Origin of the sequence: Streptomyces sp. NPDC088350 (genome assembly GCF_044753545.1) — a bacterium.
Lineage (GTDB): Bacteria > Actinomycetota > Actinomycetes > Streptomycetales > Streptomycetaceae > Streptomyces.
The window spans coordinates 1-23,785 of sequence record NZ_JBIVNL010000025.1 but is presented as its reverse complement, the minus strand read 5'-3'; the positions used below and the strand labels follow the sequence as shown (position 1 = coordinate 23,785).

The 23,785-nt window shown below is 71.6% G+C and carries 16 protein-coding genes; 9 read left to right on the top strand and 7 right to left on the bottom strand.

From position 1 onward, the window contains the following. Positions 1-18 precede the first annotated feature (18 nt). Genes ACIQBL_RS47465 through ACIQBL_RS47450 form a run of 4 tightly spaced genes read right to left on the bottom strand, consistent with a single transcriptional unit; the run spans position 19 to position 6,637 of the window. A complete protein-coding gene (locus ACIQBL_RS47465) occupies positions 19-1,248 on the bottom strand; it encodes an SGNH/GDSL hydrolase family protein (protein ID WP_401955145.1) in 1,230 nt (409 codons plus the stop codon). After that, complete coding sequence (locus tag ACIQBL_RS47460; RefSeq protein WP_401955143.1) at positions 1,245-3,611, bottom strand: glycosyl hydrolase family 95 catalytic domain-containing protein; 2,367 nt, start codon at positions 3,609-3,611, stop codon at positions 1,245-1,247. The genes ACIQBL_RS47465 and ACIQBL_RS47460 overlap by 4 nt, the downstream gene beginning before the upstream one ends. A gap of 22 nt (positions 3,612-3,633) precedes the next feature. Further along, complete coding sequence (locus tag ACIQBL_RS47455) at positions 3,634-5,418, bottom strand: alpha-galactosidase D (RefSeq protein WP_401955141.1); 1,785 nt, start codon at positions 5,416-5,418, stop codon at positions 3,634-3,636. 46 nt (positions 5,419-5,464) lie between these two features. Beyond that, on the bottom strand, positions 5,465-6,637 hold the full coding sequence (locus ACIQBL_RS47450) for an ROK family protein (RefSeq protein WP_401955139.1): 1,173 nt from the start codon (positions 6,635-6,637) through the stop codon (positions 5,465-5,467). A gap of 135 nt (positions 6,638-6,772) precedes the next feature. Here ACIQBL_RS47450 and ACIQBL_RS47445 point away from each other — a divergent pair, with 135 nt between their 5' ends. After that, on the top strand, positions 6,773-7,513 hold the full coding sequence (locus ACIQBL_RS47445) for a hypothetical protein (RefSeq protein ID WP_401955137.1): 741 nt from the start codon (positions 6,773-6,775) through the stop codon (positions 7,511-7,513). A 48-nt stretch (positions 7,514-7,561) separates the two neighbouring features. Here the strand turns inward: ACIQBL_RS47445 and ACIQBL_RS47440 are convergent, their stop codons facing one another. Beyond that, positions 7,562-9,361: a M4 family metallopeptidase gene (locus ACIQBL_RS47440; RefSeq protein ID WP_401955135.1), complete on the bottom strand. Its 1,800-nt coding sequence runs from the start codon at positions 9,359-9,361 to the stop codon at positions 7,562-7,564. A gap of 302 nt (positions 9,362-9,663) precedes the next feature. On the opposite strand from ACIQBL_RS47440, the gene ACIQBL_RS47435 reads away from it, so the two are divergent. From ACIQBL_RS47435 to ACIQBL_RS47420, 4 genes are all read left to right on the top strand, one after another. Further along, complete coding sequence (locus tag ACIQBL_RS47435) at positions 9,664-10,929, top strand: serine hydrolase domain-containing protein (protein ID WP_401955133.1); 1,266 nt, start codon at positions 9,664-9,666, stop codon at positions 10,927-10,929. A gap of 140 nt (positions 10,930-11,069) precedes the next feature. Then, on the top strand, positions 11,070-12,413 hold the full coding sequence (locus ACIQBL_RS47430; protein ID WP_401955131.1) for a CAP domain-containing protein: 1,344 nt from the start codon (positions 11,070-11,072) through the stop codon (positions 12,411-12,413). Positions 12,414-12,480: 67 nt separating this feature from the next. After that, entirely contained in the window at positions 12,481-13,158 is a 678-nt protein-coding gene (locus tag ACIQBL_RS47425; RefSeq protein ID WP_401955129.1) for an AIM24 family protein, read from the top strand. A gap of 143 nt (positions 13,159-13,301) precedes the next feature. Then, complete coding sequence (locus ACIQBL_RS47420; RefSeq protein WP_401955127.1) at positions 13,302-14,261, top strand: pyridoxal-phosphate dependent enzyme; 960 nt, start codon at positions 13,302-13,304, stop codon at positions 14,259-14,261. Between the two features lie 167 nt (positions 14,262-14,428). On the opposite strand, the gene ACIQBL_RS47415 is transcribed toward ACIQBL_RS47420, so the two are convergent. Continuing rightward, a complete protein-coding gene (locus ACIQBL_RS47415; protein ID WP_401955125.1) occupies positions 14,429-15,037 on the bottom strand; it encodes a TetR/AcrR family transcriptional regulator in 609 nt (202 codons plus the stop codon). Between the two features lie 139 nt (positions 15,038-15,176). On the opposite strand from ACIQBL_RS47415, the gene ACIQBL_RS47410 reads away from it, so the two are divergent. The 3 genes from ACIQBL_RS47410 (at position 15,177) to ACIQBL_RS47400 (ending at position 17,966) form a co-directional block, all read left to right on the top strand. Continuing rightward, complete coding sequence (locus ACIQBL_RS47410; protein ID WP_401955123.1) at positions 15,177-16,094, top strand: NAD(P)-dependent oxidoreductase; 918 nt, start codon at positions 15,177-15,179, stop codon at positions 16,092-16,094. Beyond that, positions 16,091-16,873, top strand: coding sequence for an enoyl-CoA hydratase/isomerase family protein (locus ACIQBL_RS47405; RefSeq protein WP_401955121.1), 783 nt, complete (start codon positions 16,091-16,093; stop codon positions 16,871-16,873). The genes ACIQBL_RS47410 and ACIQBL_RS47405 overlap by 4 nt, the downstream gene beginning before the upstream one ends. A 73-nt stretch (positions 16,874-16,946) precedes the next feature. Continuing rightward, entirely contained in the window at positions 16,947-17,966 is a 1,020-nt protein-coding gene (locus tag ACIQBL_RS47400; protein ID WP_401955119.1) for an MBL fold metallo-hydrolase, read from the top strand. Here ACIQBL_RS47400 and ACIQBL_RS47395 read toward each other — a convergent pair. Further along, complete coding sequence (locus tag ACIQBL_RS47395) at positions 17,928-21,686, bottom strand: WD40 repeat domain-containing protein (protein WP_401955207.1); 3,759 nt, start codon at positions 21,684-21,686, stop codon at positions 17,928-17,930. The genes ACIQBL_RS47400 and ACIQBL_RS47395 overlap by 39 nt on opposite strands. 620 nt (positions 21,687-22,306) lie before the next feature. On the opposite strand from ACIQBL_RS47395, the gene ACIQBL_RS47390 reads away from it, so the two are divergent. Beyond that, positions 22,307-23,662 (top strand): glycosyltransferase family 39 protein, encoded by a 1,356-nt coding sequence (locus tag ACIQBL_RS47390; protein ID WP_401955117.1) that lies wholly within the window; start codon positions 22,307-22,309, stop codon positions 23,660-23,662. Positions 23,663-23,785: the final 123 nt, after the last annotated feature.

Sequence of the window (23,785 nt, the reverse complement as noted above, 5' to 3'; positions counted from 1 at the left end):
GCCTCACGTCACTGAACCTCACTTCACTGAACCTCGCTTCGCGCAGTCGAGACTCTTCAGGTCGACCGCGTCGGCCATGGCCGCCATCCCCTTGTCGTTGGGGTGGAGATGGTCACCGCCGTCGAAGAAGGGGAGAATCCTCTCCTGGTCGTAGGGGCTGCGGAGGATGTGGTCGAAGTCGGTGACGGCGTCCAACTCCGCGCTGCTCCTGATGAATTGGTTGACCTCCTGGCGTACGGCCTCGGCCGCCGGGTCCCATTCGGACCAGCCCTTGAAGGGGCCGACCGTGGCGCCGACGACACACTTCCCGGCCGCGTGCGCCCGGTCGATGATCTCGCGGTAGCCGGCGATCAGGTCCTGGGCGGTGACGCCGGAGTGGGCCTTGAGGTCGTTGACGCCCTCGAAGAGGAACACCGTGCGGACGCCGGGCTGGGAAAGCACATCGCGTTGCAGCCGGTTGAGGGCGCTCTGCCCGGCGCCGTCGGCGAGGACCTTGTTGCCCGAGATCCCTTCGTTGGCCACTCCCTTGACAGCCGTGTGGGCGCCCTGGAGCCGCCGGGCCAGGTAGTCGGGCCAGCGGCGGTTCTGGTCCGTGGTGGACGCCCAGCCGTCCGTGATGGAGTCGCCGAGCGTGACCACGGCTCCGGTGCCCGCACCCGGCCGTACGGACACGGCGTCGAGGTAGTACCAGGAGCCGATGGTGTCCGTCCAGGCGGTGGCGCCCTCGTCGGCCGTGTGGTCGCCCTGGGTGGCGTACGACGTCTGCATGGCCATGCCGTGGCCGGTCGCCGGGCCCGCCGCGTCCGGGGTGTGGATGCTGACCACCAGATTGGTCGCGGCGGGCAGCCTGCCGGTCAGCGGGTCGCTGTAGGCGACCGCGCCCGCGGGGATCGTGACCGACCGCTCGCCGCCGAAGGTGAGCCGCCGGTTGGAGCCGGGCACCAGCGCGGCGCCCGTCTGCTGGCGGCCCGCGTAGACGGTGTCGAAGGTCACCGGCCGGTCGCCGAAGGCGTTGGAGAGCCGGATCCGCAGATCGCCGCCCGCGACACTGGTGTGCACGATCAGGCGGTAGCTGCGGTCGGCGACACCGTCACCGAGGTGGTCGGCGCTCGCTCCCCAGGTGATGACGGCTTTCGGGTCGTTCAGGGCCTTCACCTGCGTCTGCGCGTGTGCCGGTCCGGCCTGGAAGGCGGCGGCGAGCAGGAGGAGGGCCGCCGTCCGGCGCAGCAGTGCTCGTCGGGCCGTCATCGGGCGAAGTCCCGCAGCGTGACGGACGCGCCCGGCGTGAGGCGCACCGTCCGGGTGGTGGCACCGTGGGCGACCGTCGTGGTCCGGCCGTTGATGCTGCGGATCTTCACCTCGGTCGGTTTCCCGTCCCGCCAGTGGAGGTCGACGACGAAGCCGCCGCGCGCGCCGACGCCCGTGACGGAGCCGGACGCGGCCCAGGCGTCGGGGAGGGCGGGGAGGAGTTCCAGGTGTCCTGGGCGGGAGTAGAGCAGCATCTCGATGATCGCGGCGGGGGTGCCGAAGTTGGCGTCGATCTGGAAGATGCCGCGGCCCGCCTCGACCTGGTAGATGTCGAAGAGGTTGGAGGCGGTGCCGTTGCTGCCGTTGGTGGACGGGCGGAGGTTGTTGACGACCAACTGGTAGGCCTTGTCGGCGTTCTTCAGCCGGGACCAGCACAGGCTGCGCCAAGCGTTGGCCCAGCCGAAGCTGTCCATGCCGCGGGCGGTGAGCAGGGCGGTGGCGCCGTCGACGATGTCCTTCGGGGTGGAGCCGTCGGGGCGGATGCGGTCGCCGGGGAAGAGTCCGATGAGCGGGGACAGGTGCCGGTGGGTGGTCTCGCCGAGGTTGTCCGGGGACATCCACTCCTCCAGCCAGCCGGTCTTGGGGCTCACCACCGGGAGGTACAGCTTCTTGCGGAGTCCCGCGATCGTGCCCGCGTAGCCGGTGTCCTTCTTCAACTCGGCCGCCGCGACGCAGTAGTTGCCGAACAGCGCCCACACCAGTTCCTGGGCGTAGGTGATGCCCTTCGCGTCGAGCGGACCCTGCTCGGGAGACCAGTCGCTGTCGGCGACGAGCACCTCCTTCGAGCTGCTGGGCAGGGTGGTGGTGAGCAGCCGCGCCTCCCAGAACTCGACGGCGCCCTTGAGCAGCGGGTAGATCTTCGCGAGATGGGCGCGCGAGCCGGTGAACTCGTAGTGCTCCCAGAAGGTGTTGCTCAGCCAGGCGTTTCCGGCCGGGTGCCACCACCAGCCTCCGCCGCCGTACGGGTTGGTGGAGATGGCGACGGTCCAACCGGCGTTCTTCCCACTGGAGTTGCGGTAGCGGTTGCGGGAGTCGTTGAAGAGCCTGCGGGTGAGGTCGGTCCAGTCCGGGAGTTGGGCGACGCAGTAGTCGGTGAACGCGTCGAAGCACTGGGACAGTCCGGCGCGGTCGGCCATCCAGTAGTTCATCTGGATGTTGATGTCGGTGTGGTAATCGCCCATCCAGTCGGGGTTGTTGCCGTCGAGCCAGTTCCCCTGGAGGCCCGTCGGCAGACTCCCCCGGGAGCCGGCGATCATCAGATACCGGCCGAACTGGAGGTAGGCGGCCTCCAGTTCGGGGTCGGGCTCGCCGTCCCGGGCGCGGGCCTGGACGCGCTCCCAGGTGTCGAGGGCGCGCTGGTCGGCGGACGAGGTGCCGAGCGAGATGTCCAACTGCCCGAACAGTGCGCTGTGGTCGGCGACATGGGTGCGCAGCAGCGTGTCCGCCGAGTGCTTGGCGGCGGCGCTCACCTTGGTGCGGGCCAGCTGCCGCGGGTCGAGGGACGGATCGCGGTAGTGGGCCTTCGCGTTGGGCGCGTAGTTGGTGCCGCCGCTCAGTACGACGGTGACGTCCTCGCAGCCGGAGAAGGCGACGCGCGTGCCGTTCACCGTGACGCTGCCGCCGGTGCCGTACGCCGTGACGGCGGCCCCGTAGCGCAGACCGTTGGCGAGCGTGCCGCCGAACGAGCGGGCGTCACCGGCCGGTTCGCCGTGCGTGCCCGCCAGATCGACGATGCCGGTGTGGCGTCCGCCGCCGCTCTGGGTGAAGTGCAGGACGATCACGTCGTCGGGGCGGCTGGCGAACATCCGCCGCTTGTACGTCACTCCGGAGCGGACGTACGAGGCGCTCACCACGCCCTGTTCGAGGTCGAGGGTGCGGCGGTAGCCGGAGACCGCGCCCAGGTCGTGGTCGGGGATGTCGACGGTGAGCCGGGCGAGCAGCGTGAGGGAGCCGAAGTCGTCGCGGCCGTAGGGGAATTGGCCGTCCGAGTCGAGCGTGTCGTTGAGGCCGCCGGTCCACATCGTGGCGTCGGTGACGAGGAGGACCTCGTGGCCGGGGTCGTTGCTCGCGAGGGCGCCGAGCCGGCCGTTGCCGAGGGGGAGGCCCTGTTCGATCATCGAGTTGTCGTCGGCGGGGGCCTGCCACCACAGGGTGTTGCGTGAAGTAACGCTGCCGGTCGGGGTGTTGGTGGGTCGCTGCGGTGCGGCCGAGGCGGTGAAGGCGGGCAGGCCGGCGAGGGCGCCGGTGGCCGCGGCCAGCGCGAGCAGGTCGCGTCTGGGCAGGTCGGGCAGTGCACGGGACATGACGGTCTCCGAAAGGGTCGGCTCAGGAGGAGGACTTGGGCACGTCGATCCGGTCGATGTCCGGTGCGTAGCCCGAACCGCTGTCGAAGGTGACGGTGTTGGCGCCCGCCTTCAAGGTCACCGGCACGCTGACCGTCCCCACGGTCCCCCAGTCGCCGGTGGACGGGAACTTGTGGCTGGTCGCGCCGTTGCCGTTCGCCGAGATGAGGGCCGAGCGGGCGTCACCGCTGACGTAGGCGATCTTCACCTGGTAGGTGCCGGCCTTGGCGACCACGATGTTGTTGATGGTGAGCTTGCCGCCTAGGTAGAGGTTGCCGACCTTGTGGGCGCCGGAGCACGCCGAGCAGTCGGCGATGTTCGCGTTGCCGCTCAGGGTGTTGGTGGTGGCCTCGGCCTCGTAGGCGGTGGTGGTGACGGCGCTGCCGTGCGGGGTGACGGTGAACAGGCGCGAGCCGTGGGCGGGCAGGGCCTGGGTCACCTTGTTGGTGTAGGTGCCGAGGTCCTCGTGGTTCCAGAGGTCACGGACGGCGGCCTTGCCGGTGAAGCCGAGGGCCGTCCAGTTCGCGGAGACGGCGGCGGGGGCGTCGGCGAGGTTGAACAGGGCGACGGTGTAAGTGCCGTTGGGGTTCTTGGCGGCCCAGACCTGCTGGGAGTCCGAGGGGGTGAGGGGACGGGCGGGCGGCGCGTCGCTCTGGTCGACGGCGATGACCTCGCGGTTGGTCAGCAGGGAGAGGCCGTAGTCGTCGAGGCGGGTGAGGTCGTCACCGGTGAAGAGCGGGGACTTGGCCACGGCCCAGAGGGTCGCGTAGCTCTGGCGTTCCGCCTTGGTCAGGCCGTCCATCGCGCCGTTGCCGACGTCGAGGGAGTCGAGGTCGTTCCAGCCGCCGGGGCCCGCCTGGCCGGTCCAGGCCGGGGCGTCGTCCCAACGGTCGTCGACCGAATTCTCCCAGCTGACAAGGGTGTTGCAGTAGCACTCGACGTCGGTGTCGATGCGCCAGCCGTTGGAGTACTTCTTCCAGTCGGCGGCGTGCCCGTAGTCGAGGGACCAGGAGAGTTCGAGGTGGATCGGGCGTCCGATGGCCGTGATGGCCTTGTTCCAGGCGGCCACGTCGGCAACGTTGTCGTACTGGTCACCGCTCTTCCCCGAACCCGGGCCCACACCGTCGAGCTTGAGGTAGTCGTATCCCCAGCCGGCGATCAACTGTGCCTGCGAGTCGATGTACTTCTGGGTGCAGGGCCGCGAGAAGTCGAGCTTGTACGAGCTGTCCCAGCCGTTGGTGGTGCGCAGGTCGCTGTAGACGATGTCGGCGGTGGTGCAGCCGTCGGCGTTCCGGATCGGCGTGTTGCCGCCGTTGTAGGCCTCCTTCTCCAGGCCCGCCGGCAGGTAGATGCCGGCTTTGAGACCCTTGGAGTGGATGCGGTCGGCGACGGCCTTCATGCCGCTGGGGAAGCGCTTGGGGTCGGCTGCCTGTCGACCGTACTGGTCGTACTCGGGCTTCCAACTGTTGTCGCGCCACCAGCCGGCGTCGATGTTGACGTGGTCGTAGCCGTACTTCTTCAGCTTGGCGGCGAGCGCGTCGGTCTGCTTGGTGACGTTCGCCTCGGTGAGGTAGCTGTAGTCGCCGTCCGGGTTGAGGCCGGGGTACTTGGACGACTGCATGCTCCAACTCGACCAGCCCATATAGGGCTTGGCCGCGACGGTCGGTGCCGTGTCCGCGTGCGCGGCGGGGATGTGGGTGGCGAAGCCGGCGGTGAGGGCCAGGACCACCATGGCTCTCAGGGCGCGAACGGGCGTGAGCGAGTACATCGTCGGGCTCCTCGTGCGGGTAGGAGTGTGATCGTGCGGGGCTTGGTCAGGTGTCCGACCGGATGAAGGACTGGATCGCGGTGGCGGCGGCTCCGCGCGCCCACTCGTCGAAGGGCAGGGGGCGGGTCTGTACGTCGCACCGGGCGGCGGAGCCGAACGCGGCCTCGGCGAAGGAGTCGCGGATCTGCTCGGCGAACAGGTCGTAGGCGGCGAGTCCCTCGCCGGAGATGATCACGCGCTCGGGGCCGAGCAGGTTGGCCACGGTCGCGATGCCCCGGCCGATGGCGTCCCCGGCCCGTGCGTACACCTCGCGTGCTCCGGTGTCGCCGTGGTGCGCGAGGGCCAACGCCTCTTCTGTGTTGGCGACTTGGACCCCCGTCACCTCCCGGACGCGGGCGACGATCGCCGCGTCCCCGGCGATCGCCTCGACGCAACCGCGGTTGCCGCAGTGGCAGCGGGGCCCGGCGGGGTCGACGACGACATGGCCGATCTCGCCGGCCACTCCGTGGGCGCCGGCGACGACCTGGCCGTGCACGACCAGTCCGCAGCCGATGCCGGCGCCGACGGTCACCACGGCGAAGTCCGTGAGGCCCGCGCCGGCACCGAACCACTGCTCGGCGACGGTCAGCGCGCGTACGTCGTTGTCGACGGTGACCGGCAACCCGGTGGTCATGGCGGCGAGTTCGGCCAGGCGTACGTCACGCCACTCCAGGAACGGCGAGTAGCGGACGACCCCTTCCGCGCGGTCCACGTCGCCGGAGACGGCGAGTCCCAGGCCCAGGACCCGTACGCCGAGGTCGTCGGCCTCGGTGCGGAGTTCCTGGGTCAGGTCCGCGATCGACGTCAGCACCGCCTTGGGATCGTGGTCGGTCAGCGGCACATGGCGGGCGACGCGGATGCGGCAGCACAGGTCGGTGAGGACGCCGATGATCTCGTCGCCGGTCACCTTGACCCCGATGAACAGCGCGCGCCCGCCGTCGACCCGGACGAGGTTCGCGGGCCGCCCGAGCGCCGGGGGCGCGTCCTCGTCGGCACCCTCCGCCAGGTACCCGGCCTCCATCAGCGGCCGGACCGCCTTGGTCACGGCCGCCGCCGACAGCCCTGCCCTGCGGGCCACCTCGAGACGGGTGAGGGGGCCGTGGGACAGGACGATCGTGAACACCTGGGAGACGGCCGGCGTATGGGCCGGGAACGACTCGGTACGGGGGATCGAGCGCATGGCCGGAACCTAGATGCCTTCTTTTCCGTCGTCAATAAAAGAAGCAGGATTCGTCGAAGGCATGTTGTGCGGCGCCTGAGCGGAGTTGGTGCGGGCCGGGGTCGCGTTGTCAGTGCCGGACGGCACAATCGCCGTATGACGACGATCGATTGGTCCGAGCTGACCCACGCCTACGGCAGCGCCGAGAACATCCCGGGCCTGTTCGCACGCCTCGGCGGCACCGAGGACGACGACGTGTGGCAGGAGCTGTGGGGGTCGCTGTGCCACCAGGGCTCTGTTTACGACGCGAGCTGGGCGGCGATGCCCGTGCTCGTCGACATCGCGCTGGGCCGGGCACCTGGCGGGCCGATACAGGCGGTCACCATGGCCGGGCTGATCACCACGGACCCGGACGAGCTCTGCCGCAAGCGGTACGCGCGCGAGATAGCCGAACTCCTCGCCGTGGCACGCCGTTTGCGCGCCGACCCGTCGCAGGACTCGCACACCTTCGTCTACCTGCAGATGGCCGTGCTCGCCTTCGAGGACAGCAGCGTGTGGGCCGAGGCCCTGGAAGGGGTGAACAGCGAGGAGTACGACCTCGAATGCCCCGAGTGCGAGGAGGGTCTCTTCGTCGCGTTCGGCTCGTACGGCATCTTCACCTCGGCCGGTGACTACGTGACGGGCGCGGGCAAGGAGGACACGGAGGGCCGCACGGAACTCGTACCGGCCACGCCCGACCAGCTCGACGGCATCGGTGCGCGGCTGCACGGCGAGGCGGTCGAGTTCGGGCAGACGGAGGTCGCGACGGCGTTGACGTATGTGTTCGGGAAGGCCAGTTGCCCTTCCTGCGAGGCGGTGTTCACCGTGTCCGAGGAGGTCGAGAAGCAGTGGCTCTGAGGCCGGGGGTCGGGGTGCCCCGCTCGTGGCAGGGCACCCGGAGGGTCATCAGTGCCTGGCGGCAGGGGTGTTGGCGACCGTGACGTTCACGGCGGCCCAGGCCTGGTCGACGGTCTGGTACGCCACGCTGTTCGCGCCGTAGAGGTCCGCCGCCGCCTGCAGTGTCGCGAGGCGCGCGTCGTGGAAGTCGGTGGTGGACACCATGTAGCGGGTGAGCGCGCGGTAGAAGATCGCCGTGGCCTTGGCGCGGCCGATGCCGGTGACCGTCGACCCGTCGTAGGTGGGCGAGTCGTAGGCGAAGCCGCCGATCGTCTTGCGTCCGCTGCCCTCCGCGAGGAGGTAGTAGGCGTGCGAGGAGACACCGGAGCCGGCGTGCACCTCGGCGTCGTAGGTCTGCGGCGACCAGTAGTCGATGGCGCCTTCGAGCTTGTCGAGGGAGGGGTGGTCGAGCCGCCGCAGGAACTTCTGGGTGAGGCCGAGCTTCTCGCCGATCAGGTAGTTCGGCGGGTTCTTCGCGTTGTTGGCGCTGAACTCGACGTTGGAGCCGAAGATGTCCGCGAGGGACTCGTTCAGGGAGCCCGCTTCGCCGTACTGGTTGCCGTTCTCGTCGACGCGGGTCGGCTCCAGCTTGGCGGTGGCGTCCACGACTCCGTGGGTGAGTTCGTGGCCGGTGACGTCGAGGACGACGAGCGGCTTCTTGAGCATGTCCCCGTCGCCGTCGCCGTACAGCATGCAGTCGCAGGTCGAGTCCCAGAACGCGTTGCCCACCTTCTTGCCGAAGTGGACCATGCCGCGGGCGGCCTTGCCGTTGTTCTCGATGCCCTTGCGGCCGAAGGTCTTCTTGTAGAAGTCCAGCGTCTTGGTGATGCCGTACTGGGCGTCGACGGCGGCGCTGTCGCGGTGGGAGACGGCTCCGTTGCCCCACTTGTTGGTGGTGCTGGTGAACTTCTTGCCCTGTGCGAAGTTCTCCAGTTCCTGGCCCTTGGCGTCGCGGGTCTCGGTGCCCCAGCGGGTCGGGTCCTTGAGGAGGTAGCTGGTGCGTGCCGTGCGGGTGGTGGTCAGCGGCACCTTGCCGGCGAAGAGGGAGCTGCCGGTGCCCGAGGCGGTGACGGGGTAGTGCACCGCGCGGGTCGCGGCGGCTCCGGTCAGCGCCGTCGCGGGTGCGACGGTCCCGGTGGCGGGGTTCAGGGTCTGGCCGCGCTCGCGCAGGGTGTCGAGCAGCTCGGGCGAGAGGAACTCGTCGCTGTCGGGGGTGTTGCTGCGGACCTTGCCGGTGACGGCGTCGATGACGACCGTGCGCGTGCCGGCGGCCTCGGCGGTGCCGCTGTCGCTGACGGGCACCTGGTAGGCGAGGGCGGCTCCCCCCGTCCGGGCGTCGACGACGAGTTCGGCGGTGCCCGCGTCGCCCTCGGCGACGGCGGCGGCCTTCGCCTCGGCCTGGTCGGCCGTCAGCCTCGCCTGCGTGGTGGCGGGCTTCACGCTGTGGTCGGCCGCGCGGGTGACGCCGGTGTAGGCCAGCCGGTGGGACAGATGGACGACGAGATCGCCGCCGAGGACGGGCATGCCCTGGTGCGTGCGCAGGAAGCGGACATGCCGCGCGCCCTCGGGGTCGATCATCACGTCCTGGGCCCGGAGTTCGTCGCCCTGTGTGACACCGGTCGCCGACGCGTGCGCGAAGGCGGCGGCACGCGCGGCGCCGACGACCGACGCGGCAGTGGTGGCGTCGGTGGACGCCACCGCCCGGTCCGTCCCCGTGGCCGGTCCCGCGAAGGCCGTTCCGGCCAGCCCCGTGGCGGCCGTCGTCACCGCGACGGCGACCGCCAGGCTGCGTATGTGGGGTCTACGCATGGATGAGGGCTCCTCCGTTCGAAGGCGGCCGGGATCACCAACCGCCTTGAGACAGGGCGCGGTTGAACACGCCCAGGGGGCTGGTCGGGCCCCGGGACGAAACCCTTATGGATCGGTCATGCACATGTAAAGCGGAAATGAACGCTTTCCGCACCTTTCATGGCAATACTTTGCGAATCCACGTCGCTCAGTGATCAGCGAATGACCAACTGTGCGTCGACTGTGGAGATGTGACGGGATGCGAGAAGGTTGCCTCGCGCGACTGTGACCGATCTCGCATACAGAGGACGGGAGAGAACCGGATGGACCGGACGGTCTACAGAACGGTGCGCAGGGCCACGGCGTCGGCGGCGGCGCTGCTGACGCTCACGGCGGTACCGGCGCAGGCGGCGACCCACGGGTCGGACACCACGAGCACCGCGGCGGCCACGCTTCCGGCCCCCGACATGGCGGGCCTCCGCGCCGTACTGCGCACACTCACGACACAGGGCGCGCCCGGGGCGATCGCCCGGATCGACGACCGCGGAACCGTCCGCACGGCAGCCGCCGGCATCGACGACCGCGCGACACGCCGGGCCATCGGCGACGCCGACCGCTTCCGCATCGGCAGCGTCACCAAGTCGTTCTCGGCGGTCGTCCTGCTCCAACTGGTCGACGCGCACAAGCTGAACCTGGACACCTCGGTCGACCACTACCTCCCCGGTCTGCTGCCCGACACGCGGATCACCGTGCGCCACGTGCTGAGCCACCGCAGCGGTCTCTACGACTACACGAACACCCTGTTCGCCAGCTCGGTCTCCGGCTTCGAGGCCGTGCGCGACAAGGTCTTCACCTACCGGCAGCTGGTGCAGCTCTCGCTCCGGCACGCGCGCACCAACGCGCCGGGCGCCGCCTACTCGTACTCGAACACCAACTTCGTGGTCGCCGGAATGCTCATCGAGAAGCTGACGGGCCACTCCGTGGGGACCGAGTACCGCAACCGCATCATCGAGCCGCTCAGACTCCGCGACACCTTCTACGTCCACCCGGACACGAAGATCCCGGGCCGGTTCGCCCACGGCTATCTCACGCCGGACCGGGCGGGCGCGCCGCTGGTCGACGCGACGAACCAGACGGTCTCCTGGGCGCAGAGCGCCGGCGCGATCATCTCCGCCACGCACGACCTGAACACCTTCTTCTCCGCACTGCTCGGCGGCAGGCTCACCTCCGCGGCCCAGCTCGCGCAGATGGAACGGTGGACTCAGGTCAACAGCACCACGCGCTACGGTCTCGGGCTGCGCCGCCGCGATCTGTCCTGCGGTGTCTCCGTGTACGGCCACACGGGCGCGGTCCAGGGTTTCTACACCTACTCCTTCACCTCGAAGGACGGCCGCCGCAGCCTCACCGCGCTGGCCAACACCTCCAACAACGGCACGGTCCTGAACACGATGGCGGGCACCCTGGAATCGGCGTTCTGCGGCAAGCGGACAAAGGCGATCCAGGGCTCGCCACTCACCGGCCGAGGATCCTCGGTCACCGAACGGAAGGTGGCCTACGAGGACATCGCGCCGGGGATCGCCCGGGACTGAGTGCGCGTGACGGTGGGGGCCTTTCCTTCGCGGCCCCCACCCACGTCGTACGGGAACCCTCGCGCCCCGACGGGACGTTGAGTGGAGGACGGACTCCCCCACCGGACTCTCCCCCGGACACGAAAAGCGAGGGCGGTGCCATGAACGAGCTGGTGCCGGGCGGTAATCTGCCCCTTCCGGGCGGCGCCCTCACCCTGCGGGTGCCCGGCCCCTTCGACGTGTCGGCGCTGATCGCCGACGAGGGCGGCAAGGTCGGCGGCGACGCGGACTTCGTGTTCTACAACCAGCCGACCGCACCCGGAGCCCGCCTCCAGGGCGACACCCTGACCGTCGACCCGACCCGCCTCCGCACCGGCGCCGCCCGCGTCACGGTCGTCATCAGCCCCGCCGACCCCGACACCCCGTTGGGCCGCCTGCCCGCCCCCACCCTCCACGTCACGGACACGGGCAACCGCCCCCTCGCCCGCTTCACCCCGCCCCGACCCCAACGGGAGACCGTCCTCCTCCTCGCCGAGCTCTACCGCCGCGGCCCGGGCTGGAAGCTGCGCGCACTGGGGCAGGGGTACGCCGACGGACTCGCCGGTATCGCACGGGACTTCGGCGTGGACGTCGTCGAGGACACGGCACCCGGCACCGTCCCCGACCCGCGACGATCGGCGTACGCGCCCCCACCCCACTCGGCATCCCGAACCACCTCCCCCGCACCCGACCCCACGGGCTTCCTGCCCCTGGTCGACTCGGCGCGTGCCGACGCCGGTTCCCCGCCCGTCTCCCTCGATCCCCGCCTCGCCTCCGCCGCACAGGCGCACGCCACCGACATGGCCGCAGCGGGACGGCTCAGCACCGAGAGCCGGGACGGCACCTCGGTGTACCAGCGGGTGATCCACGCCGGGTACGCGTACCTCACCGTCGGCGAACACCTGGTCTCCGGCCCGCGCACCCCCGCGGAGTTCGTCGACTACTGCCTCCGCACCGAACAGGCCCGTCACACGCTGCTGGAGCGGGCGTTCACGCACGTAGGTCTCGCCCAAGCCGTCGGCCCCCGCTCCGGCGACGTCTACTGGACGGCGGTGTGGGCCACGCCGATCACCGCGGGCAACCTGGCCCGAACGGCGGCGCAAGTCGTCGAGTCGACCAACGGGGAGCGTGCCAGGGCCGGGCTGCCTCCCCTGGCCGTAGACCCCTTGCTGGCCACCGCCGCGCAGGCGCACAGCACGGACATGGTGGCCCGCGCCTTCTACTCGCACACCTCGCCCGACGGCTCCCAGCCCTGGGACCGGGCCGCCGCCGCAGGCTCGCGCAGGCGGACGATCGGCGAGAACATCGCCTGCGGGCAGCGCTCCCCCGCCGAGGTCGTGGAGGGCTGGATGAACAGCCCCGGCCACCGCGCCAACATCCTCAAGCCGGACTTCACTCATATAGGCATCGGCTTCGCGGGCGGCGGGCAGATGGGGACGTACTGGACGCAACTCTTCGGCGCCTGACCGCGCGAGAGAGCCGACCCCCTCCACGATCTTGGCGGAACGAGATCTTCCGGGTCAGGATGCCCGCATGAAGGGTGATCTGTTTTCCAGTGAGCACATGGTGCAGCCGGCCACCGCGCCGGGCATGACCGTGGAGAATGCCAAGTGCATCAGGTACGCGGTCAACGGCGAGATGCTCGCCCGCCAGGGGGCGATGATCGCCTACCGCGGCAACCTCCAGTTCGAGCGCAAGGGCCAGGGCGTGGGCGGCATGCTCAAGCGCGCGGTCACCGGGGAGGGCCTGCCGTTGATGGCGGTGCGCGGGCAGGGCGAGGCGTGGTTCGCGCACGAGGCGCAGAACTGTTTCGTGGTCGAGATCGACCCCGGTGACGAGTTCACCGTCAACGGCCGCAACGTGCTGTGTTTCGACGCCTCGTTGTCGTACGCGATCAAGACGGTGAAGGGTTCCGGTATCGCGGGCGGGGGCCTCTTCAACAGCGTCTTCACGGGGCAGGGCAAGCTGGGCCTGGTCTGCGAGGGCAACCCGCTGGTCATACCCGTCTCGCCGCAGTACCCGGTGTTCGTCGACACGGACGCGGTGGTCGGCTGGTCGGCCAACCTCCAGACCTCGCTGCACCGTTCGCAGTCCATCGGCTCGATGCTGCGCGGCGGCTCCGGCGAGGCGGTCCAACTCATGCTCCAGGGCGAGGGGTTCGTCGTCGTACGGCCCAGCGAGGTGACCCCGCAGAAGGCCCAGCCGCACTGAGACCGGGCCCGTGGGCGGCCTGCGGGCGTCGCTGGAGATCCTGGTGCGCCGCGCCCTCCGAAACGTGTTGACCTGTGCGTCCTTTCCGCGTCAGGGTCGAGGCGGCACGGGTCACCTGTCCCCGTGCCGGAAGGATGACTGCCTTGATCGGCATCTCGGACATCGAAGCCGCCGCCGAGCGGATCGCCGGACACGTCGTACGCACCCCGACCGTGGAGAGCTTCGGGCTCTCCGAGCTGCTCGGTGTCCCGGTCGCGACGAAACTCGAACTGTTGCAGCGCACGGGTTCCTTCAAGGCGCGCGGTGCGACGGCGAAGCTGCTGTCGCTCGGCGAGGCCGAGTTGGCGGCCGGGGTGGTGGCCGTGAGCGGCGGCAATCACGGGATCGCGCTGGCGGTCATGGCGGCGGCGCTCGATGTGAAGGCGACGGTGGTCATGCCGCGTTCGGCGTCGGCGCGGTCCGTCGCGCTGGTGGAGGCGGCGGGCGCGACGCTGCGGACGGCCGACGACATGCCGAGCGCGTTCGCGCTGGTGAACCGGTTGCGGGACGAGGGGCTGACCCTGGTCCACCCGTTCGACGACCCGGTGGTGATCGCCGGACAGGGCACCGTGGGGCTGGAGTTCGCGGACGACGCCGGTGAACTGACCGACGTACTGGTCAGCATCGGCGGCGGTGGCCTGATCGCCGGGATCGCCGCCGCCCTGCACGCCCTGCGGCCCGGCATCCGGGTCTGGGGTGTGGAGACCGAGGGCGCCGAGGCGATGTCCGCGGCGCTGGCGGCGGGTGGCCCGGTGCCCGTCACGCCGTCGTCGATCGTGACCACGCTCAGCGCGCCGGCCGTGTCGCAGCTGACGTACGACCATGTGTCGGCCCTCGTCACCGAGGTGCTGACGGTCTCCGACCGGGACGCCGTGCGGGGGTGTCTCGACCTCGCCGAGCACGCCAAGGTGTGGACCGAGCCCGCCGCGGGCTGTCTGCTGCCCGCCGCCCGGCAGGTGCTGGAGCGGGTCGGGGACGGCGCCCGGCTCGGACTGGTGGTGTGCGGGGGCAACGCGACGGTCGGGGAGATCGCGGACTGGTCGGAAGGCTTCGGGCTGCGCTGACGTCCACGCCGGCGGAACCGTTGCCGACGTCGGCCGTATTCAGGATCTTCGCGTTCCGTCTCGACGACCCGGCGCGTCGCCCGCCCGCTCCTCACGACATCCGGCGTACAGCAGGAGGCCTCCGCTGCTCGGGCAGGCGCAGCGCACTCCTGGACGCGGCCGTCCGGTCAGTCGGCCGTACTGACCACGGCCGCGTCCAGGAGGGGTCCGAGTTCCCGGGCCACGGTCGTCAGGGCCCGGACGTCCTGTTCGGCCCGGGCGATGAGGATCGCGCCTTCCAGGGAGCCGACCATGAGCGTGGCGAGGGCCCCGGTCCGCTCCTCGGGAACACCCATGTCCGCGAGCGCCAGGGCCACGTGCCCGGTCCAGCCGGCGAACGCGTCGGCCGCCGCCTCCCGCGTGGACACGGTGGACTCCGCGCAGTCCACCGTGGCGGCGGCCACCGGGCAGCCGCCCGCGAAGCCGAGGGCCTCGTACTCGTCGGTCCACTGGCGCACCATCGCGGCGAACAGCCCACTGGGCGTCGCCTCGGGCAGCGCGGCGCGGAAGCGGGCGATCCGGTTGCCTGCGTACCGCCCGGCCCAGCCCACCGCCTCGTTGACCAGCTGTTCCTTGCCGCCCGGGAAGTAGTGCTGGAGCGAACCGCGCGGCGCTCCCGCGTGCGCGGCGACCTCCCGCATTCCCGTGGCCCCGACCCCGTCGCGCCGGATGAGCTGCGCCGCGCTGAACACCATGCGCTCACGCGGCCCACGCCCGGCCGTCTCCGTCGCCGCCATCCCGCCCTCCAGCCCCTGCGCAAACCTTCCGGAACCCCACTCTATGACCACCGTCACGGGAAGGGGCTACCATGACCGCTGTCATAGTCGGTGGCCGGGACGACCCGGTCCCGGCTCGGAGCGGACATGGCGGTGCGGTGTGGCGTACGTGGGTTTCATCGGGCTCGGAGTCATGGGACAGCCCATGGCCCTCAACCTCGCCCGTGCCGGCACGCCCCTCGTCGTGTGGAACCGGACCCCCGCCCGGTACGAGCCCCTGCGCGCCGCCGGAGCCGAGGTGGCCGCGCGGCCCGCCGAGGTCTTCGAGCGCGCCGGCACCGTGTTCCTCATGCTCGCCGACGAGACCGCCCTCGACACCGTCCTGGGGCGCGGCACCCCGGACTTCGCCACCCGCGTCGCCGGACACACCCTCGTCCACATGGGCACGACCTCGCCCGAGTACTCGGGGAGCCTGCACGACGACATCCGCGCCGCGGGCGGGAGTTACGTCGAAGCCCCGGTCTCCGGTTCCCGAGTCCCGGCGGAACAGGGCGAGTTGGTGGCGATGCTGGCCGGGGAGGACGACGCCGTGGCCGCCGTACGACCGCTGCTCGCGCCCATGTGCCGGGAGACGTTCGTCTGCGGACCGGTCCCCGGCGCCCTGTTGATGAAGTTCTCGGTCAACCTCTTCCTCATCACCCTGGCCACCGGTCTCGCCGAGGCCTTCCACTTCGCCGACCGGCACGGACTCGACCAACGCCTCCTCCGGGACGTCCTGGACGCCGGCCCGATGGCCAGCGCCGTCTCCCGCGTCAAGGCGGCCAAGCTGGTCGCCCGCGACTTCAGCGTGCAGGCCGCCGCGACCGACGTACTGAAGAACAACCGCCTGATCGCCGAGGCCGCCCGGAAGGCGGATCTGGCCTCCCCTCTCCTCGACGTCTGCCACACCCTCTTCGGCGAGACCGTCGCGCAGGGCCACGGCGACGAGGACATGGCAGCGGTGATCCGCGCGCTGGAGGCCCGAACCGACGGTGTGCACCCAGGCGGCACGCCCCGCACCGAAGGAGACCGAGCATGAGCTGGACGATCGAGCGGCGCGGTCGCGTCGCCGTCGTGACCATGACGACCAACCCGGTCAACGCGCAGAACCGTGCCTTCTTCGCCGATCTGCACGAGGCGTTCGACCGGCTCGAACGCGACCACGCGCAGTCCCCCGTCGTACTGACCGGCACCGGTGCCCGCTTCTCCGCCGGTCTCGACCTGGGCGAACACTTCCCGCTCTTCGCGGGCGACCCGGCTGCCGTCGCGTCCTGGTTCCAGGACTACCGGGCCACCAACATGCGCCTGTTCACCTACCCGCGCCCCACGGTCGCCGCGGTCAACGGGCACGCCTTCGCCGGAGGGCTGATCACCGCCGCCGTCTGCGACTACCGCGTCGCGGTCGCCGACGGATCGACGCGGTTCGGTCTCAACGAGGTGCCCATCGGCATCCCGATGCCCGCCGTCTACGTCCGTATGCTCGCCCACGCCTGGGGCGATCCGGTCGCCGCCCGCACCTGTCTGCTCGGGGAGATCTTCACCCCGGACCAGGCGCTCGCGCTGGGCATGGTCCACGAGGTGGTGCCTGCCGAGGAGTTGCTGGAGCGTGCGGTCGCCGTCGCCGGGCTGACACCCGAGGACTGCGTCGAGCAGTACGCGTTCACCAAGCGGGCCTGCCAGGCCGCCGCCCTGCGCGACATCGCCGAACTAGCCGACCCGCTCGACGCCGAGCTGCCCGCCGGGATGACGAGCGACCGGGCCCGGCACGCCCACCGGCGCTACTGGCAGCAGCTCAAGGGGCGCCCGGCCGAGTGGTGAGCCATGGCTGCCGATCGGTACCGGCGTCTGGTGACCCGCATGCCAACTCGCCCACCACTCAAGGAGGTCACTGATGAGCGCGGGCGCTGCGGATCGACTCCCCACCTGGGTGACCTGGCAGCGCAGACCGTTCCCCGACGCCAACCTCCTTCTGCTGCACGGCCGTTGCCCCGCCCTCGTCGACAGCGGCTTCGTCGGTCACGCGGAGGAGACGGCAGCGTGGGCACACGCCCGCGCCGGGAACATCGCCCTGGTCGTCAACACCCACTGGCACTCCGACCACGTGGGCGGAAACGCGCGGCTCCAGGCGATGGGCGCCGGTGTGGCGGCAAGTGCCTTGGACGCCAAGGCCGTTGGCCGCCGTGATCCCGGCTGCTGCCTGGCGGAGTACCTCGACCAGCCCGTCGCCCCCTACACCGTCGACCGGCCACTCCACGACGGGCAGCTCCTCCGGCTCGGGGACACCGACTGGCAGGTCGTGGACACACCCGGGCACACTCCCGGGCACCTGTGCCTGTGGCAGCCCGAGGAACGGCTGCTGGCGGTCGGGGACACCCTGTCCGGCTACGACGTCGGCTGGGTGAACCTCGCCCTCGACGGACCCGAGGCGGCCACCACCGCACTCGACTCCCTGCACCGACTGGCCGACCTCGCCCCGCGTGTCCTGCTGCCCTCCCACGGCCCGATCCCCGAAGACCCCGGCGCCGCGTTCGGCGCCGCGCTGCGCCGCGCCCAACGCCTCGTCGACGACCCCGCCGGAGCGGTCTGGTACGGCGCACGGCGGATCTTCGCCTTCGCCCTGATGATCCGCGACGGACTGCCCACCGCCGAGGCCGAGTGCTACCTCCACGCCCGGGCCTGGCTGGCCGACGCGGCACGCCTCCTGGGCCGTACACCCGAGGCGCTCGCCGCCGAACTCGTCGACTCGATGCTCCGCAGCGGGGCGGCCGTCCTCCGCGACGGACGCCTCCACGCGTCCGCCGAACACACCCCGGTCACCACCGCGTCCCTGCGGGTGCCGTTCCCCCGGGCTTGGCCGGACGCAGTCGGCACCTCACCCCCTGCACACCCTCCGATACGGCACATCGGGTAGGTACGTGCGCCACTGGTCCTTGGTCGGCTCGGCGCCCCCGGTGCGCGCGCAGATCCGGGGGACGGCCCGGGCCGGGTCGACGGTGTAGCGCTGGACAGGGACGTGGAGGGAGGAGGCGTAGAGAGTCGTGCTGTCGGTGCTGAAGGCCAGGGAGTCGATGGAGTCGCCGGGGGTGGTCAGGGGGCCGCCGAGGGGTTGCCGGGTGGCGGTGTCCCAGAGCTGGAGGGTGCCGGCGTCGCCGCCGACGGCGAGGGTGCGGCCGTCGGGACTGATCGCGAGGGCACTGACCGCCTCCGGGAAGTCACCGAGCGGGGCCGGGAAGACGTTGCGCAGGACACCGGCGCGGTGTCGGACGGTCGAGTCCCAGAGGGTGACCCTGCCCGTGTCGTCGCCGGCCGCGAGGCGGGAGCCGTCGGGGGCGAAGGTGAGGGCGCCGATCCCGGCGCCCTGGGCGAGGTCGGGCGCACCGACCGTACCGGAGGGCAGGCGGAACGTGCGGTTGTCCCCGACGAGCAGCCGTCCATCGGGGCGGACGGCGAGATGGTTGCCGTCCACCGCCGGGAACACGGCGGTTCGTCGGTGGCGGGCGGTGTCCCATGTCTCGTCGCTCAAGTGCCCGAGACGGGGCGCGCGTACGGCGTGCAGGGCGCGTCCACCGGGGCCCAGGGCCAGGGTGATCACGGCCCCGGGGGATCTCGGTGTCGCCAGGTCCGGCGTGGTGCGCTCACGAGCGGCGTCCAGGTCCCAGACCGTGACAGGCTGGGTGGTGGCGTCCCGGCCGGGGGCGGCGATGCCGTAGGCGAAGGTGGTGCCGTCCGGGCTGAACGTCATCATGGCCAGCGTGTGGGACGGGTCGACCGGATCGGCGGGATCGTCGGAGACGGGCAGATGAGGGGCGGGCAGCGTCCGTGTCGTGTGTCCGGCGCCGGTCTCGCGGAGTTGGACGCGGTAGGTGCCGCCGGTGCGTTCGGCGGTGGCCAGGGTGCGGCCGTCCGGGCTGAGCAGGACCTTGTCCACGGGGTGGTCGGTCCAGGCGGAGGTGACGGCCGCCGTGACGTCGAGGGTGTGGACGGTGCCGCCTTCGACATAGCGCAGGAGGGGGTGGCCGGGGTCCCAGGTGAGGCCCTGGTAGAGGAGTTGGTTGTTCAGGGCGTGCCGGAAGACCGGTGTGTCGGGTGAGGACAGCCGCCACACCTTGATCTCGGTGCCGTCCGCCGTGGCCAGGAAGTCGCCGTCCTCGCTGAAGGCGGCGGACGTCAGGCCCCGAGCGGCGAAGTGGGCGACCTGGTGTCCCGACGCGGTGTCCCAGACGTGCGCCCCGCCGCTGTCGACGAGGGCGAACCGGCCGCCACCGTCGAACACCACCGAGGAACGGTCGTCGTCGTGGCAGAGCGCGCCGGCCTGCTCCCAGGCACCGGGCACCGTGTGGTGGCGGGCGATGTCCCAGACCTGCGGTGCGCGGCCGGAGGGGCAGACGGCCACCAGCCGCCCGTCCGCGCTCGGGGCGACGTCCGCCGAGCCGGGGGCCAGGGTCTCGAACAGCAGCCGGCCGTCCCTGACCGAGCGCAGCCGCACCCGGTCGTCGTCCGGGCCGCTCTCCAGATAACTGCGGGCGTCGGCGCCGAAGTCGACCCCGGCGACGGTCGACTGGGGCGCACCGCCGGTCCACCGTCCGGTAACCGTGTCCCAGAGCCTGACGAGGCCTTCGTCCCCGTTGCCCTGGGCGCTCTCCTCGTAGACCGCGAGCAGCCGTCCGTCGGGCGAGGCCGAGGCGACCCGTCCGGCCGGCAGCCGGCCCGAGGCGATACGGCGATGCGTGACCACGTTCCAGGTCCGCCAGGTGCGGCCGTCGACGCTGAGCAGGGTGCGGCCCGAGTCGGTGAGGAAACGCAGGGGGCTGTTCCCGGGCGCGGGGTCGGTGAAGGCGTCCGTCTCGGGCTGGGCGAGGGCACCGAGCAACGCCCGCCGGGTTTCCGGCAGTTGGGCGGTGCCCCAGGCGGCGAGGCCGAGCAGTTGCGCGGTACGCGGGTCGGTGGTGCGCAGGGAGTCGGAGACCTCGGCGACCCGGCGGGCCGCGTCGTCGATGCTCCGGCGCTGGTTGTCGCGGTGCTGCGTCCAGGCGACCAGACCGGCGACCAGCGCCACCACCAGGACCGCCGAGAGCGTCGATACCAGGGTCCGGGCCCGGCGCCTGGTCCGGGCGGCGGCCCGGTGTTCCGTCTCACGGATCTCGAACGCGGCGGTCAGGAACGCCCGTTCGGTGACGGTCAGCGCGGGGTCGTCGGCGTGTTCGGGGAACAGTTCCTCGGTACGGACGAGCCGGGCGCCCCGGTACAGCGCGCCGGGGTCCCGGTCGTGCTCCAGCCAGACGCGGGCCGCCTCGGTGAGCCGGCGGTGGTGCCGCAGCCGTTCCCGGTCCTCCTCGATCCAGCCGCGCAGCCTGGGCCAGCAGGTGATCAGCGCCTCGTGGGCGAGATGGACACCGTCGTCGTCGACGCTCAGCAGCCGGGCGCGGGTCAGCCTCTCCAGCACCGTCCCGACCGACGGGTCCCGCCACTCGTCCCGCTCGGCCCCGGTCAGCGGACGCCCGGTGTCGGGAGTGCCCTGCCCCGGCTCGATCATCCGCAGCAGCACCCGCCGGGCGGTGCGCGCCTCCTCCTCGGACAGCTTCCCGTACACCTCCTCGGCGGTCGCCGCGATCGCGCCGCGCACCCCGCCCGCCGTCTCGTACGCGGCGAGGCTCAGCATCCGGCCGCGTCGGCGCCGCCAGGTCTCCAGCAGGGCGTGCGAGAGCATCGGCAGCCCGCCGGGCTCGTCCAGGACCTCCTCGACGATCCGCGCGGCCAGCTCCCGCTCCACGACGAACCCGGCCGTCTGAGCGGGCTTGATCACCACGTCCCGCAGTTCGTCCGCGCTCATCGGCCCGACCAGCATCCCGGCGCCGGACAACGCCTGAGCCAGCTCCCGGTGCTCGGCACACCGCGCGTAGAAGTCGGCGCGTACGGCGACGAGCACCTTCAGCCGGCTGCCGGGTTCGCGGGCGGTGAGCAGCAGGTCGATGAACCGGGTCCGCTCCGCCTTGTCCCGGCAGAGCGTGAAGACCTCCTCGAACTGGTCCACGACCACATAACTGTCCGGCTCGCCGTCCGCCGGTGCCAGCAGATGCCCGTACGTCTCGGCCGGCCGGGCCCCCGGCGTGAACACCCGCAGCACCGCCGGGCGCCCCAGTTCCGCGGCCTCCTCCTGAAGCCGCGGGATCAGCCCGGCCCGCAGCAACGACGACTTCCCGCTCCCCGACGCGCCGAACACCACCGCGAACCGGTGCCCGCGCACCAACGCGCCCAGTTCCCCGATCAGCCGGTCCCGGCCGAAGAACAGCTCCCGGTCCCCCGGCTCGAACCGCGCCAGCCCCCGGTACGGCGGGACCTCGTCCTCATCGTCCCTCCGCTGCCCGGCGACCTCCGCCTCGGCTTCCTTCCAGCGCGACTCCCACTCCGCCGGGTCGCCCCCGCACGCCCGCACATACGCCTGGAGCACGGCGAGCGAGGGCAGGCGCTCGCCCTTCGCCGCCTTTGACAACGTTGCTGCCGTGAACTCGGCGGCCTCGGCCATGGTCCGGTACGACGGACTCCCGGCCGCCCCGCGCAGCCCCCGCAGCTCATGGGCGAGCCGCTGCACGGGACCCGCCTCGCGGTCCACCGGTGTCTCCGGGCGCCCCACGGGCTCACCCACTTCCCCACATTTTCCGCACACCACACGAAAAGCACGTTCAACGACGACGAACATACGTTCCACGCCGAACGGACGTCACGTGGTTCCCGCCCGATGTGGCCGGGACGACAGTCTCGGAGCGGCCCCACGCATCGGCCCCCGGAATACCTCGCCGGATTGAATTCCCTGGTGGAGGGGGGTGAGCGTCAACTCTCGGGTTGCCAGTCTCGGTCAGGTCAGCCGGACTCCGGCGGACCGGGCACCGGGGAACCACGCGTGTCCCGCTCATCCGGCACGGCGCCTCCCCGGCGGTCGCCGACATCGCCACGGCCGCCGTCAGGTCGTCGAGGCCCTGACGTCCATCCACACGATCGCCCCGCAGTCCCCCGACGTCGTGCCACCCCTTCCCGACGAGTGGACAGCACACCCCCTCGGAGCCACCCATCAGTACCGCGTCCCTTCTCCGTCCTCGGGTCACCGCACCTGCGCCGGTTCATCCCGCCCCCCGGCGCCGGCGCCTCCACCTGCTCGGCCGCATAGCCCTGCCCACCCTCCTGTCCCTCGCCCTCGGCCTGTGGGGCGTCCGGCGGGGCGGAAGCGTCTGGCGCGACGAGGCGGTGACGTACGACATGGCCCACCGCACCCTCCCGGAGCTGCGGGCCACGGCCGCGCACGTGGACCTCGTCCACTCGCTCTACTACCTGCTGATGCACGGCATGTTCCGCGTCTTCGGCTCGGTGGACCCGCTGCTGGTGATGCGGCTGCCTTCGGTGGCCGCCGCGGCCGTCGCCACCGCGGGCGTCACCGTCCTCGGCCGACGGCTCGCCGGGCCGCGCGCGGGGGTGCTGGCCGGCGTCCTGTTCGCCGTGACACCACAGGTGCAGCGCTTCGCCCAGGAGGGCCGCTCCTACGCCCTGGTCACGGCGTGCGTCGTATGGGCGACGTATCTCCTGATACGCGCGATCCGCAGCCGGTCCGCCTGGGCGTGGGCCGGATACACGGTCCTGATGCTGACGGCGGGACTCCTGCACGAGTTCGCGATGCTGGCCCTGGCCGCACATGTCTGTGCGGTGCCCCGGGACCTACGGCGGCGCTGGGCCGCCGCCGCGTTCGTCGCCGTCGCCGGGGTCGCGCCGCTCGCGCTGCTCAGCACGGGCCAGTCGGCGCAGGTGTCCTGGATCGGCGTGGATGTCGGGGGGCTGGCCTGGTACCTGGGCGCGGGCACGGTCTCCGTGTGGTGCGCCCGCCTGCTGCTGCCGCGACCGGCACCGTACTCCGCGACCGGTGCCGACTCCCGCGCGTGGCGCGGGCTGCCGTTTCCCGGAACAGGTGACGACTCCCGTGAGGCCCGGCTGGTCCGGATCGCCCTGCCGCTGGCCGTGCTCCCCGGCGCGATCCTCCTGCTGGCCTCGCTCGTCCACCCCCTGTTCGTGGACCGCTACGTCCTCTACGGCATCGCCGGGCAGGCACTCCTGGTCGGCGCCGTCCTCGACCGGTCCCTGCGCGGCCGGCGCACCCGGAAGCCCGCGCTCGCGGCGGTCGCCCTCGCGGTCCTCGCCGTGTCGGTCCACTCCCCGCACCTGCGCACACCCGACAGCCGCCGTGACGACGCCACCGCCATCGCCCACGCCGTACGGCAGCTGGCGGCGCCAGGAGACGGCGTGCTCTACGAGCCGGGCCGCCGCCGCGTGTGGTCACTGACCAGCCCGCAGACCTTCACGGGCCTGCACGACCTCGCGAGCACCGGGACCGCGGACCGGTCGGGATGGCTCTACGGCACCGAACTGCCCGCTTCCACCATCAGCTCCCGCATCCGCCACGAACAGCGGATCGTCGTCCTGAGCGACCCCGAGGGCGAGCCGTTGGACGAGTCGCCGAGCGAGGCGGCGAAACGGGCCGCGCTGTCCCAGGGGTTCGAGGAGTGCCGGACGCTCCGTCCGCACGGCGCCCGCGTGTCGCTGTACGCCCACCGGGGTCACTGCTGACAGGGCCTTCCCCGGCCGGGGTCTCATGACCGTACTGGCCGGGCTCGGCAGCGACGCGCTCACCCGCACCGGGACGGTCACGGTCGACGGGTCGTCCACAACAGCCCCGCGCCTACGGTGAGT